At 70.9% G+C, this 12,713-nt stretch carries 13 protein-coding genes; 2 read left to right on the top strand and 11 right to left on the bottom strand.

Going from position 1 to position 12,713, the window contains the following annotated elements:
- Both hisF and BJ964_RS18390 read right to left on the bottom strand, forming a co-directional pair.
- Window positions 1–762 carry an imidazole glycerol phosphate synthase subunit HisF gene (gene hisF / locus BJ964_RS18395; protein WP_188121806.1) on the bottom strand — a complete coding sequence of 254 codons (762 nt, stop codon included), beginning with the start codon at window positions 760–762 and terminating at the stop codon, window positions 1–3.
- The gene (locus BJ964_RS18390) at window positions 759–1,643 is read right to left on the bottom strand and encodes an EamA family transporter (protein ID WP_188121805.1); all 885 of its coding nucleotides are present in this window, start codon (window positions 1,641–1,643) and stop codon (window positions 759–761) included. Before BJ964_RS18390 ends, hisF begins: the two co-directional genes overlap by 4 nt.
- A gap of 73 nt (window positions 1,644–1,716) precedes the next feature.
- On the opposite strand from BJ964_RS18390, the gene BJ964_RS18385 reads away from it, so the two are divergent.
- Window positions 1,717–2,625, top strand: a complete 909-nt coding sequence (locus BJ964_RS18385; protein WP_188121804.1) for a LysR family transcriptional regulator — start codon at window positions 1,717–1,719, stop codon at window positions 2,623–2,625.
- Here the strand turns inward: BJ964_RS18385 and priA are convergent.
- Genes priA through hisD form a run of 7 tightly spaced genes read right to left on the bottom strand, consistent with a single transcriptional unit; the run spans window position 2,591 to window position 7,408 of the window.
- Window positions 2,591–3,310 carry a bifunctional 1-(5-phosphoribosyl)-5-((5-phosphoribosylamino)methylideneamino)imidazole-4-carboxamide isomerase/phosphoribosylanthranilate isomerase PriA gene (gene priA / locus BJ964_RS18380; RefSeq protein ID WP_188121803.1) on the bottom strand — a complete coding sequence of 240 codons (720 nt, stop codon included), beginning with the start codon at window positions 3,308–3,310 and terminating at the stop codon, window positions 2,591–2,593. The genes BJ964_RS18385 and priA overlap by 35 nt on opposite strands.
- A gap of 17 nt (window positions 3,311–3,327) precedes the next feature.
- Window positions 3,328–3,645, bottom strand: coding sequence for a hypothetical protein (locus tag BJ964_RS18375; protein ID WP_188121802.1), 318 nt, complete (start codon window positions 3,643–3,645; stop codon window positions 3,328–3,330).
- Complete coding sequence (gene hisH / locus BJ964_RS18370; RefSeq protein ID WP_188121801.1) at window positions 3,642–4,259, bottom strand: imidazole glycerol phosphate synthase subunit HisH; 618 nt, start codon at window positions 4,257–4,259, stop codon at window positions 3,642–3,644. Before hisH ends, BJ964_RS18375 begins: the two co-directional genes overlap by 4 nt.
- Window positions 4,259–4,420 (bottom strand): hypothetical protein, encoded by a 162-nt coding sequence (locus BJ964_RS18365; protein WP_183217447.1) that lies wholly within the window; start codon window positions 4,418–4,420, stop codon window positions 4,259–4,261. The genes hisH and BJ964_RS18365 overlap by 1 nt, the downstream gene beginning before the upstream one ends.
- Window positions 4,417–5,028, bottom strand: a complete 612-nt coding sequence (gene hisB, locus BJ964_RS18360; protein ID WP_188121800.1) for an imidazoleglycerol-phosphate dehydratase HisB — start codon at window positions 5,026–5,028, stop codon at window positions 4,417–4,419. The genes BJ964_RS18365 and hisB overlap by 4 nt, the downstream gene beginning before the upstream one ends.
- Window positions 5,025–6,101: a histidinol-phosphate transaminase gene (locus BJ964_RS18355; protein ID WP_188121799.1), complete on the bottom strand. Its 1,077-nt coding sequence runs from the start codon at window positions 6,099–6,101 to the stop codon at window positions 5,025–5,027. The genes hisB and BJ964_RS18355 overlap by 4 nt, the downstream gene beginning before the upstream one ends.
- Window positions 6,098–7,408, bottom strand: coding sequence for a histidinol dehydrogenase (gene hisD / locus BJ964_RS18350; RefSeq protein WP_188121798.1), 1,311 nt, complete (start codon window positions 7,406–7,408; stop codon window positions 6,098–6,100). Before hisD ends, BJ964_RS18355 begins: the two co-directional genes overlap by 4 nt.
- Window positions 7,409–7,529: 121 nt before the next feature.
- On the opposite strand from hisD, the gene BJ964_RS18345 reads away from it, so the two are divergent.
- Entirely contained in the window at window positions 7,530–8,225 is a 696-nt protein-coding gene (locus BJ964_RS18345) for an LON peptidase substrate-binding domain-containing protein (protein WP_188121797.1), read from the top strand.
- Window positions 8,226–8,317: 92 nt separating this feature from the next.
- On the opposite strand, the gene BJ964_RS18340 is transcribed toward BJ964_RS18345, so the two are convergent.
- Together BJ964_RS18340 and dnaE are read right to left on the bottom strand one after the other, a co-directional pair.
- Complete coding sequence (locus BJ964_RS18340) at window positions 8,318–9,130, bottom strand: DUF2567 domain-containing protein (protein WP_229807057.1); 813 nt, start codon at window positions 9,128–9,130, stop codon at window positions 8,318–8,320.
- Window positions 9,131–9,160: 30 nt separating this feature from the next.
- Window positions 9,161–12,697 carry a DNA polymerase III subunit alpha gene (gene dnaE / locus BJ964_RS18335; RefSeq protein WP_188121796.1) on the bottom strand — a complete coding sequence of 1,179 codons (3,537 nt, stop codon included), beginning with the start codon at window positions 12,695–12,697 and terminating at the stop codon, window positions 9,161–9,163.
- Window positions 12,698–12,713: the final 16 nt, after the last annotated feature.

The raw sequence follows: 12,713 nt of genomic DNA, 5'->3' as shown, positions 1-12,713 counted from the left end.
CTAGCGGACCGGGTTTCCGGCCGCCCGCAGGCTGTCCTTGACCTCGCCGATGGTGAGCTCGCCGAAGTGGAAGACGCTGGCCGCGAGCACCGCGTCCGCCCCCGCCTCGACGGCCGGCGGGAAGTGCTCGACCGCGCCCGCACCGCCGCTGGCGATCACCGGGATGTCGACGACCGCCCGCACCGCCCGGATCAGGCCGAGATCGAAACCGGCCTTGGTGCCGTCGGCGTCCATCGAGTTGAGCAGGATCTCCCCGGCGCCCAGCTCGGCCACCCGCGCGGCCCACTCGATCGCGTCGAGCCCGGCGCTGCGGCGGCCGCCGTGCGTGGTGACCTCCCAGCCGCTCGGCTGCTCGCCGGAACGCCGCACGTCCAGCGACAGCACCAGCACCTGGTTGCCGAACCGCTCGGCGATCTCGGAGATGAGCGCGGGACGGGCGATGGCCGCCGTGTTCACCCCGACCTTGTCGGCGCCGGCGCGCAGCAGCACGTCCACATTCTCCGGGGTGCGGACGCCGCCGCCCACGGTGAGCGGGATGAAGACCGTCTCGGCGGTGCGCCGGACCACGTCGAGCATGGTGCCCCGGTCGTCGGAGGAGGCGGTCACGTCGAGGAAGGTCAGCTCGTCGGCGCCGGCCGCGTCGTAGGCGGCGGCCAGCTCGACCGGGTCGCCGGCGTCGCGCAGGTCGACGAAGTTGACACCCTTCACCACCCGGCCGGCGTCCACGTCCAGGCAGGGGATCACACGCACCGCGACCGTCATGCTCCCACCCTAGCCAGCTCCGGTTTCCGGGCCGGGCGGGACCTGACCAGTCCCAAAAGCACGCCGCTGACCACCAGCGCGCCGCCGGCGACGTCGGCGCCGTGGATCCGCTCGCCGAGGAACAGGGTGGCCGAGGCGATGCCGAAGAACGGGACGAGCATCGAGAACGGGGCCACGGTCGAGGCGCCGTACCGCCGCATCAGGTAGCCCCAGCCGGCGAACCCGCCGAGGGTGGAGATCAGTGCGATGTAGAGCACGGCCAGCACCGCCTCGGTGTCGACGGCACGCAGCGCGGCCAGGTCGGCGGCCGGGCCGTCGACCAGCAGGGTGAGGATGATCAGCGGGCCGGTGGCCAGGGCGCTCACCCAGACCATGAAGCGCAGCGTGTCCGGCGGCGACGCTTTGCGGGTGGCGACGTTGGACACCCCCCAGGCCGCGGCCGCGCCGATGACCAGGAGGAAGGCGGGCAGGTTCGCGGTCATCCGGGTGGCCACCACGGCGACTCCGGCGATCGCCACCGCCAGCCCGGCCAGTTGCACCGGGCGCGGGCGCTCACGCAGGAACAGCGTGGCGAAGAGCATCGTGAAGATCGCCTGGCTCTGCAGGACCAGCGAGCTGAGGCCGGCCGGCATCCCGGCGTGCATCCCGATGAAGAGCAGGCTGAACTTGACCACGCCGAGGACCAGGGCGACCGTGACGAGCCAGCGCCACGGCACCTGCGGGCGGCCGACCAGCAGCAGCGCCGGGAAGGCGGCCAGGCCGAACCGCAGGGCGGAGAAGAGCAGCGGCGGGAAGTGCTCCAGCCCGGCGTCGATGGCGACGAAGTTGAATCCCCAGACGGCCGCCACGGCGACGGCGAGGGCGAGGTCACGCGGTCTCATGGGGCCCAGCCTCGCCCGGCCGGAACGTTAAGCACCAGCAAAATAAGCTACACCGTCGATGTAGCATCGCTACATGATTGACGTGGGGAGACTCCGGGCACTGCACGCGGTGGCCAGCTACGGCACGGTTCTCGCCGCCGGCCAGGCGCTGCACTGCACCCCGTCGGCGGTCTCCCAGCAGCTCGCCAAGCTGGAGCGGGAGACCGGTGCCACGCTGGTCGAGAAGGACGGGCGGCGGCTGCGGCTCACCGAGGCCGGGCGGGTCCTCGCCGATCACGCCGAGCGGGTGCTGACCAGCCTGGACGAGGCGGAGACAGCGCTCGCCGCACACCGGGACACGGTCACCGGGCGGCTCACCATGACGGCCTTCGCGACCGCCTGCCGGGCGCTGATGCCGCACGCCCTGCGCCGTCTGGCCACCGAACATCCGCAGTTGACCACCGGGCTGATCGAGGTGAATCCGCACGAGGGTCTCGACCTGTTACGCCGCGGCCATGTCGATCTCGCGGTGCTGGACGACTGGCCGGAGGTGGCGCTGCGCTACCCGGACGGGGTCTCGAAGATCACGCTCGGGGAGGATCACGCCGACCTGGTCGTGCCACATGATCATTTTCTGCAGGGCACCGCGACCCTGGAGGACGCCCGCGACGAGCGGTGGATCGGGGTGCGCGCGGGTGACGTCTGCTATGAGTACCTGATCCGAAGCCTGCCCGGAGTGGTTCCGGACTTCCAGGTCGGGGAGTTCGAGACGCAGTTGACGCTGATCGCCGCCGGGTTGGGGGTGGGCCTCATCCCGCGGCTGGCACGCTCTTTTCTGCCGGATGGCGTCCGAATTGTCCGAATAAATCCGACACCTACTCGCCGGGTGGTCCTCGCCTGGCGGGACTCCTCAGCGGCCCGGCCCGCCATCCGGGCCGCCGAACAGGCACTACGTGAGGCTTGGAAGATCAACCGAGAACGGCAAGAGCTTCTCGTACGGTGAACGCGCCCGCATAGAGCGCCTTGCCCGCGATGACCCCCTCCACCCCGACCGGCTCCAGGGTGGCCAGGGCCCGCAGGTCGTCCAGGGTGGAGACGCCACCACTGGCGATGACCGGCTTGTCGGTGGCGGCGCACACCTCGCGCAGCAGGTCCAGGTTCGGGCCGCGCATGGTGCCGTCCTTGGTGATGTCGGTGACGACGTACCGGGACGCGCCCGCCTTGTCCAGCCGGGCCAGCACCTCGTACAGGTCGCCGCCGTCACGGGTCCAGCCGCGCGCCGACAGGGTCCGCCCGCGCACGTCCAGGCCGATCGCCACGCGGTCGCCGTACTCGCCGCAGATCCGGTCGCACCACTCCGGGTCCTCCAGCGCGGCGGTGCCGATGTTGACCCGCTGGGCGCCGGTGGCCAGCGCCCGGGTCAGCGACTCGTCGTCGCGGATGCCGCCGGACAGCTCCACCTTCACGTCGAGCCGCCGCACCACGTCGGCGAGCAGGTCGGCGTTGGAGCCACGGCCGAACGCCGCGTCCAGGTCGACCAGGTGGATCCACTCGGCGCCGTCGTTCTGCCAGGCCAGCGCGGCCTCCAGCGGGTCACCGTAGGCGGTCTCCGAGCCGGCGGCGCCCTGCACCAGGCGGACGGCCTGGCCGTCGGCGACATCGACGGCGGGCAGCAGTTGGAGGGTCATGTTTCTCCTGATCGAAGCTAAGCCCGGCGGCCGAACACCACGACGACGAGGGCCGGCACGGCGAGAACGAGCATGGCGGTGAGGATGATGCGAAGTGGCAGGTCCGGGATGAGCGTCCAGACGGCGGCGACGGCCAGCAGCGTGACGACCACGATGCCGATCCGCTGCCGGCGGCTGCGGTGGTAGAGCCGCCCGTCCCGGCCGAACCGTGGTTTCAGGGAGCGCAGGAAGGCGCGGCGCCGGCCCCGGCGGGCCACGCGCCGGGCGCGGACCGCCTTCTCCCGTTCCTGGACGGCGAGCCGCTCGGCCCGGCGCCGGGCGCGTTCCTTGCTCAAAGCGTCGCGACCCAGTTGCTCAGCAGCAGGTAGCCGGAGTCGGCCGACTTCTCCGGGTGGAACTGGGCGGCGCTGAGCGCGCCCGCCTCCACCACGGCCGCGAACGGCAGGTCGTGCGACGCGGTGGTCACCCGGGCGTGACCCAGAAGATCAAGATCCTGAGCCGCGTACGAATGGACGAAGTAGAACCGTGCCCCCGGCGGAAGGTCGTCCAGCAGCCGCGAGCCCTCGGCGACGTCGACCGTGTTCCAGCCCATGTGCGGGATCCGCCGCGCGGACAGCTTCGTGACCGAACCGGGCAGCAGGCCCAGCCCCTTGGTCTCGACGCCGTGCTCCACCCCGGACTCGAAGAGGATCTGCATGCCGACGCAGATGCCCAGCACCGGCTTTCCGGCCGCCACCCGCTCGGCGATCACCGGTCCGGCGTTCAGCGCCTCGATCCCGGCCATGCAGGCCGCGTACGCCCCCACGCCGGGCACCACGAGACCGTCCGCCTCGGCGGCCGCCGCCAGATCGCTGGTGACCGTCACGTCCACCCCGGTACGGGCGACCGCCCGCTCCGCCGACCGCAGGTTCCCCGAGCCGTAGTCGAGGACGACCACACTCTTCGCCATCACGCCTCCCCCGAGGGCCACCAGGCGAACCCGCCGGCGACCGCGAGCACCGCCAGCACCGCGGTGATCCCGATGCTGAACCGGGTCGCCCCCGACTTGACCAGCTGGATCACGCCGCCGATCAGGATCCCGGCGAGCGCGAACAGCACCAGCGAGATCACAGCACCCCCTTGGTGGAGGGCAGCGAACCGGCGTTACGCGGGTCGATCTCGACGGCCTCCCGCAGCGCCCGGGAGAACGCCTTGAACTGGGCCTCCACCACGTGGTGCGCGTCCGGGTGACCGCCCGGACGGCAGGCGCGGAGCACGTCCACGTGCAGGGTCACCTTGGCGGCGTGGCCGAACGCCTCGAAGATGTGCCGGGTCATGCTTGTCGCGTAGACCGGCCCGATGTACGGCGTGAGCAGCGGCTCGTCGTGCACCACGTAGGGCCGGCCGGACAGGTCCACGGCGGCCCGGACCAGCACCTCGTCCATCGGGATGGTGGCCGACCCGTACCGCCGGATGCCCCGCTTGTCGCCGAGCGCCTTGGCGAACGCCTCGCCGAGGGCGATGGCGGTGTCCTCCATGGTGTGGTGCGAGTCGATCTCCAGGTCGCCCTCGCAGCGCACCGTGAGGTCGAACCCGCCGTGCTTGGCGAGCTGGTTGAGCATGTGGTCGTAGAAGCCGACCCCGGTGTGCAGGTCGCCCTTGCCGGTGCCGTCGAGGTCGATCTCGACCAGCACCTTGGTCTCGTGGGTAACGCGATCGATACGGGCGGTCCGGCTCACAGAAGGATCTCCTCGGCGGCGTTCAGGAATGCGGTGGTCTCGTCCTCGGTCCCGGCGGTGACCCGCAGCCAGCCGGCCAACCCGACGTCGCGGATCAGCACACCCCGGTCCAGGAAGGCCTGCCAGTCGGCTTTCTGGTCTTCCGAAACGGCGAACAACACGAAGTTCGCATCGCTGTCGGCGACCCGCACGCCGCGCTCCCGGAGAACCTGGACGATCCGGTCGCGCTGCTCCTTGATGGCCTCCACGGTGGCCAGCAGCGACGCCCGGTGCACGACGGCCGCCCGCGCGGCCGCCTGGCTGATCGCCGACAGGTGGTAGGGCAGGCGCACCAGCTGCACGGCGTCGACCACGGCCGGGTCGGCGGCCAGATAGCCCAGCCGCCCGCCGGCGAAGCCGAACGCCTTGCTCATGGTCCGGCTCACCACCAGGCGCGGGTGGTGCGGCAGCAGGGTCAGCGCGCTCGCCGTGCCGGGGCGGGCGAACTCGGTGTACGCCTCGTCGACGATCACCATGCCGCGTGCGGCGCCCAGCACCGCGTCGATCACGGCCGGGTCGAGCGCGGTGCCGGTCGGGTTGTTCGGCGAGCAGACGAACACCAGGTCCGGGTCGTGCTTCTCGATCTCGGCGACCGCGGCCTCCGGGCGCAGGCCGAAGTCGGGGTCACGCAGCGCCCCGATCCAGCGGGTGCCGGTGCCCTGCGCCAGCAGCGGGTGCATCGAGTACGACGGCCCGAACCCGAGCGCGCTGCGCCCCGGGCCGCCGAACGCCTGCAACAGCTGCTGCTGCACCTCGTTCGACCCGTTGGCGGCCCACACGTTCGCCGAGGTCAGGCCGTGACCCAGATAGCCGGCCAGCTCGTTGCGCAGGGCGATCGCGTCCCGGTCCGGGTAGCGGTTGAGGTCACGCAGCTCGGCCTGCACGGCCTTGCCGATCGCCTCGACCACGTCGTCCGGCACCGGGTACGAGTTCTCGTTCGTGTTCAGCTGCACCGGAACGTTCAGCTGGGGTGCGCCGTACGGCGACTTGCCCCGCAGATCGTCCCGGATCGGCAGATCGTCGATGGTAGTCACTGGGCGAACCTCACCTTGACCGCGTCACCGTGGGCGGGCAGGTCCTCGGCGTTGGCCAGGGCCACCACGTGCCCGGCCACATCACGGAGAGCCTCCTCGGTGTACTCCACGACGTGAATCCCCCGCAGGAACGACTGCACCGACAGCCCCGACGAGTGCCGGGCGCACCCGGCGGTCGGCAGCACGTGGTTGGACCCGGCCGCGTAGTCGCCCAGCGACACCGGTGCGTACGCGCCCACGAAGATCGCGCCGGCGTTGCGGACCCGCATGGCCCACTCGCGCGCGTCCCTCGTCTGGATCTCCAGGTGCTCGGCCGCGTACTCATCGACCACGCGCAGGCCCTGCTCCAGGTCGTCGACCAGCACCACACCGGACTGCTCGCCGGTCAGCGAGGTGCGCACCCGCTCCTCGTGCCTGGTGGCCGCCACCTGCTTCTCCAGCTCGATCTCGACCGCGTCGGCCAGCTCCAGCGACGGGGTGACGAGGACCGAAGCGGCCAGCGGGTCGTGCTCGGCCTGGCTGATCAGGTCGGCCGCGACGTGCCGCGGGTCGGCGGTGTCGTCGGCCAGGACGGCGATCTCGGTGGGGCCGGCCTCCGCGTCGATGCCGACAGTGCCCTGGAGCAGCCGCTTGGCCGCGGTCACCCAGATGTTGCCCGGCCCGGTGATGACGTCGACCGGCTCACAGCGATCGCTCTCATCCACACCGTCGCAGCCGTAGCCCAGCATCGCGATCGCCTGCGCGCCACCGACGGCGTAGACCTCGGTGACGCCGAGCAGCGCGCACGCGGCCAGCACCCGCGAGTCGGGCAGGCCGTTGTTGGAGGCCTGCGGCGGCGACGTCACCACCAGGCCCTCGACGCCGGCCTCCTGGGCGGGCACCACGTTCATCACCACGGTCGACGGGTAGACGGCCAGACCGCCCGGCACGTAGAGGCCCACCCGGCGCACCGGCAGCCAGCGCTCGGTCACCGTGCCACCGTCGACCACCTGCGTGGTGACGTCGGCGCGGCGCTGGTCGGCGTGCACCTTCCGGGTCCGCCGGATCGCCTCGACGAGTGCGGCCCGCACCTCGGGGTCGAGCGTCTCGGCGGCCGCGGCGATCGCCTCGGCCGGCACCCGCAGGCGCTCCAGGGTGACGCCGTCGAACCGCTCGGTCGCCTCCCGGATCGCGCTGAACCCATGCTCATGGACCGCCTCGACAAGCGGGCGAATCCTCTCGACGGCAACGGAGACGTCGAGCTGGGCACGGGGCAGCAGACCGCGCGGGTCCCGGCGGGAGCCGCGCAGGTCGATCCGATTCAGCACGCCACCCAGTCTAGGTTGCCGCCCAACCGGGTTCACATGCGCGACTCCCCAGGCCCAGGCGTTGAGACACCCGCACGCCGCGCCGGGTTGACCATGGTCGGGTGGGGACTAGGCTGAACGCGTGAGCGATCGGCTGCCGGTCTTCCCGCTGAGCACGGTGCTCTTCCCCGGTCTGGTGCTGCCCCTGCACATCTTCGAGGAGCGATACCGCACCCTCGTGCGCGAGCTGGTGGCCGCCTCGGAGGAGACACCGCACGAGTTCGGCGTGGTCACCCTCCGGCACGGCAGCGAGGTCGCCGAGGACGGCGACTCCCCCCAGGGGCCGGTCACCGCCACCGACGTCTACGAGGTCGGCTGCACCGCCGAGCTGCGCCACGTCACCGAGCTGCCGGACGGCCGCTTCGACATCATGACGGTCGGCCGACGCCGGTTCACCGTCCTCAGCGTCGAGCAGGGCGCCGAGCCCTACCTGACCGCCCACGTCCGCTGGCTTCCCGACGAGGAGGAGCCGAGCGGCACCGCCACGCTGCTGGCGCCCCGGGTGCTCACCGCGTTCCGCGCCTACCTGGAGTTGCTGCGCCCCAACAGCGAGACCCTCGAGCAGGTGCCCGACGACGCGACCGTCCTCTCCCACCTGGTCGCCGCCACCGCCCAGCTCACCGTCGAGGAGCGCCAGATGCTCCTGGCGATGCCGGACACCGCGAGCCGCCTCCGCGCCGAGCTGCGCATCCTCAACCGCGAGGCCGGCCTGCTGGCGAGGGTCCGGGCCGTCCCGGTCCCACTCTCCGACCTGGCCCGGCCGGCAAGCCCCAACTGATTCGGTACGGGCTACGCGAACCCGCCGTACCAGACCCGCGAACACCTGCCGGGTCCCGACCGTGCCGCGCCCGCCGGGCGTGAGCGGGTGGCTCAGGCGGGAGGGTGCGGCTCGCGGTGGGGGTGCTCGCCGCCGTCCGTGATCCGTTCGCCCGGGGCCGTGCCGTTGGCCGCCGCCGATTCGGCGTCCGCCACCAGGTCGTACTCGCCCACCCCGGCATCGTGGTGGTCCACATAGGGTGGCTCGTAGGCGTGGTTCGGCCCCCACCCGGGCTGCGCGCCCGGATGGTCCAGGTCGGGGTCGTTGGACCAGCCGGCCAGCAGGGTGAGCAGGATCGCCGCCACGAAGGCCGGGATCAGGGTCGGCCCGAGCGACTGCACCTCCGGCGGCGCGAGATAGGTCGCGCCGATCTGCGCGGTCGCCTTCCACTCGTCGTACGCGCCGCGCCCGAGCAGCTCGCCCACCGAGGGCGCCACCCAGTGCCCGGCCACCAGGGTGCCGACGACCACCCCACCGAGGAGGTACGGCCCCCGGTCCCGGCGCAGGATCAGCCAGGCCAGGAGCGTGACGAGCAACCCGAAGCCCAGCCCGAGCAGGGTCATCCAGCCGTCGGCCGCGACGTACCGCTCGGACATGTCGTAGGCCTGCGCCTTTCCGGCGCCGGTGAGGACCACCGGGACGGTGGGGGTGAGCCACGCCCAGAGCAGCCCGAGGGGCACCCCGAGCAGCGCGATCGTCCCGGCGGTGCCGGCCGTGACGGCCAGCGAACGCCGCCACGGGCGCCGGCTGCCCTCGTTCAGCCGCCACATCTGATGCCAGGCCTGGTTCAGGCCGGCGACGGCCGCGACGGGCCGCGGGCCGTCCTCCGGCGTGGAGGGTCCGGCCGGCTGTTCACTCGGGTACACCCTGCGATCCTTCCAGATCAGCCGGCACGGTCAGGCGACGGCCGACGGACCGAGGATCATCTTGAGGTCGGCGCGCAGGGCCGGCGTCGCCGCGACCCGCACCCCGCCCAGCCGCATGATCGTGGTCCGGCTGCCGTTCTGGAGATGGACGTGCACCTCGGTGTCGCCCGGGTGGCTCACCAGGATCTCCTTGAGCTCGTCGACCAGCGGTGGGGTACACCGGGTGATCGGCATCGTCAGGGTGACCGGCTTGGTGTCCGGGTTGTGGGTGATGTCGGGGATCGACATGTCCATCGCCATGATCCGGGCGGCGCCGTCACGGCGTTCGATCCGGCCCTTGACCACCACGATGGCGTCCTCGGCGATGTACTGGCCGACCAGCTCGTACGTGTTCGGGAAGAACAGCGCCTCGACGCCACCGGCCAGGTCCTCCAGCGTGGCCGACGCCCACGACCGGCCCTGCTTGGTGATCCGCCGCTGGACGCCGGTGAGGATGCCGGCGAGCGTGACGACCTGGCCGTCCGGGACCGAGCCCTCCTCGTTGAGCGCCGCGATGCTGGTGTCCGCCGAACTCTGGAGCAGGACCTCCAGCCCGGCGAGTGGGTGGTCGGAGACGTACAGCCCCAGCATCTCCCGCTCGAAGGCCAGCTTGTCCCGCTTGTCCCACTCGCTGTCGCCGATCGGGGGCATGGTGACCGCGGCCGAACCGCCGGCTCCGGCGTCGTCGCCGAACGCGCCGAACAGGTCGAACTGCCCGGCCGCCTCGTTGCGCTTGACGTCGGCGTAGGCGTCGATGGCCTCGGCGTGCACCGCGAGCAGGCTCTTGCGGCTGTGCCCCATCGAGTCGAAGGCGCCGGCCTTGATCAGGGACTCGATGGTCCGCTTGTTGCAGGCCACCGCGTCGACCTTGGACAGGAAGTCGTAGAAGTCGCCGTACTCGCCCTTCTCCTTGCGGCAGCGGGCGATCGCCTCGACCACGTTGGCGCCGACGTTGCGGACCGCGCCGAGGCCGAACCGGATGTCGGTGCCGACCGGGGTGAACGGCCCGGCGGACTGGTTGACGTCCGGTGGCAGCACCTGGATGCCCATGCGGCGGCACTCCGCCAGATACATGGCCATCTTGTCCTTGTCGTCGCCGACGCTGGTCAGCAGACCGGCCATGTACTCGGCCGGGTAGTGCGCCTTGAGATAGGCGGTCCAGTAGGAGACCAGCCCGTACGCCGCGGAGTGCGCCTTGTTGAACGCGTAGCCCGCGAACGGGACCAGGACGTCCCACACGGCCTGGATCGCCTCGTCGGAGTAGCCGTGCTCGCGGCACCCGTCCCGGAAGGGACCGAACTCCTTGTCGAGGATCTCCTTCTTCTTCTTACCCATGGCCCGGCGGAGCAGGTCGGCCTGGCCGAGGCTGTAGCCGGCCAGGATCTGCGCGGCGCGCTGCACCTGCTCCTGGTAGACGATCAGGCCGTAGGTGGGCTCCAGGATCTCCCGCAGCGGCTCCTCCAGCTCCGGGTGGATCGGGGTGATCTCCTGGAGCTTGTTCTTGCGGAGCGCGTAGTTGGTGTGCGAGTCGACACCCATCGGGCCGGGCCGGTAGAGGGCCAGGACGGCGGAGATGTCCTCGAAGTTGTCCGGCTTCATCAGCCGCAGCAGCGACCGCATCGGCCCGCCGTCGAGCTGGAACACGCCCAGCGTGTCACCGCGGGAGAGCAGTTCGTACGCCTTCGGGTCGTCCAGCTCCAGACCCAGCAGATCGAGTTTCTGGCCGTGGTTGAGCTCGATGTTCTTGTTGGCGTCGTCGATGATCGTCAGGTTCCGCAGGCCGAGGAAGTCCATCTTCAGCAGGCCGAGCGTCTCGCAGGTCGGGTAGTCGAACTGCGTGATGATCGCCCCGTCGGCGTCCCGGCGGGACAGCGGGATGTGGTCGATGATCGGCTCGGCGCTCATGATGACGCCGGCGGCGTGCACACCGGTCTGCCGGATCAGGCCCTCGATGCCCTGCGCGGTGTCGATGACCTTCTTGACGTCCGGGTCGGTCTCGTAGAGCCCGCGGACCTCGCCGGCCTCGTTGTACCGCTTGTCGTCCTTGTTGAAGATGCCGCCGAGGGTGATGCCCTTGCCCATGACGTCCGGCGGCATCGCCTTGGTGATCTTGTCGCCGACCGCGAACGGGTAGCCCAGGACCCGGGCCGAGTCCTTGATCGCGGCCTTCGCCTTGATCGTGCCGAAGGTGGCGATCTGCGCGACCTTGTCCTCGCCCCACTTCTCCGTCACATACCGGATGACCTCGCCGCGCCGGCGCTCGTCGAAGTCGATGTCGACATCGGGCATCGAGATGCGCTCGGGGTTGAGGAACCGCTCGAAGATCAGGCCGTGCTGGATCGGGTCGAGGTCGGTGATGCCCATCGCGTACGCGATCAGGGAGCCCGCCGCCGAGCCACGGCCCGGGCCGACCGCGATGCCGTTGTTCTTGGCCCACTGGATGAAGTCGGCGACGACGAGGAAGTACGCCGGGAAGCCCATCTCGAGGATGACGCCGAGCTCGTACTCCGCCTGCTTGATGTGCGACTCGGGGATGCCGCCGGGGAACCGCCCCCGGAGGCCCTCGAAGGCGACGTGGCGGAAGTACTCCGGCTCGGTGAACCCGTCCGGGATGGGGAACCGGGGCATCAGGTTCTTGAAGGTGAACATCCCGTCGATGTCCACCTTCTCGGCCACCAGCAGGGTGTTGCGGCAGCCCTCCTGCCAGGCCTCGGACGAGTCGACGGCGCGCATCTGGTCGGGCGACTTCACGAAGTAGCCGGAGCCGTCGAACCGGAACCGGTTGGGGTCGGCGACGTTGCTGCCGGTCTGCACGCAGAGCAGCACGTCGTGCGCGGCGGCCTGCGCCTCGTGGGTGTAGTGCGAGTCGTTGGTGACCAGCGGCGGGATGTTGAGCTTCTTGCCGATCTCCAGCAGGCCGTCGCGGACCCGCTTCTCGATCGACAGCCCGTGGTCCATGATCTCGAGGAAGTAGTAGTCCTTGCCGAGCGCCTCCTGGTAGCGCGCGGCGGACTTGAGCGCCTCGTCGAAATGGCCGAGCCGCAGCCGGGTCTGCACGATGCCGGACGGGCAGCCGGTGGTCCCCATGATGCCCTCGGAGTGCTCCGCGATGATGTCGAAGTCCATCCGCGGGTACTTGCCGAGCTGGCCCTCGATGGAGCCCCGCGAGTTGAGCCGGAACAGGTTCTTCAGACCGACCGCGTTGCGCGCCCACATGGTCATGTGCGTATACGCACCGTTACCGGAGACGTCGTCCGACTTCTGCTCCGGACGGCCCCACTTGATGCGCTTCTTGTCGAGCCGGGACTCCGGCGCGACATAGGCCTCGACACCGATGACCGGCGTCACGCCGGCGTCTTTGGCCTGCTTGTAGAAGTCATACGCCCCGTGCATGTTGCCGTGGTCGGTGATCGCCGCGGCCGGCATGCCGAGCCGCTTCGCCTCCGCGAGGAGTTCCTTGATCCGGGCCGCCCCGTCGAGCATTGAATACTCTGTGTGCACGTGAAGGTGCACGAACGAGTCAGACACCCGGAACCCCCTCTTC

Source organism: Actinoplanes lobatus (assembly GCF_014205215.1).
GTDB lineage: Bacteria > Actinomycetota > Actinomycetes > Mycobacteriales > Micromonosporaceae > Actinoplanes > Actinoplanes lobatus.
The sequence above is the reverse complement of the archived record's forward strand: the minus strand, read 5'-3'. Positions and strand labels throughout refer to the sequence as shown.

Excerpts from the sequence above, each read along its gene's own strand:
- BJ964_RS18385 (WP_188121804.1), top strand. The coding sequence starts at position 1,717 with ATGATTGACGTGGGGAGACTCCGGGCACTGCACGCGGTGGCCAGCTAC.
- hisH (WP_188121801.1), bottom strand. The coding sequence starts at position 4,259 with ATGGCGAAGAGTGTGGTCGTCCTCGACTACGGCTCGGGGAACCTGCGG.
- priA (WP_188121803.1), bottom strand. The coding sequence starts at position 3,310 with ATGACCCTCCAACTGCTGCCCGCCGTCGATGTCGCCGACGGCCAGGCC.
- BJ964_RS18390 (WP_188121805.1), bottom strand. The coding sequence starts at position 1,643 with ATGAGACCGCGTGACCTCGCCCTCGCCGTCGCCGTGGCGGCCGTCTGG.
- hisF (WP_188121806.1), bottom strand. The coding sequence starts at position 762 with ATGACGGTCGCGGTGCGTGTGATCCCCTGCCTGGACGTGGACGCCGGC.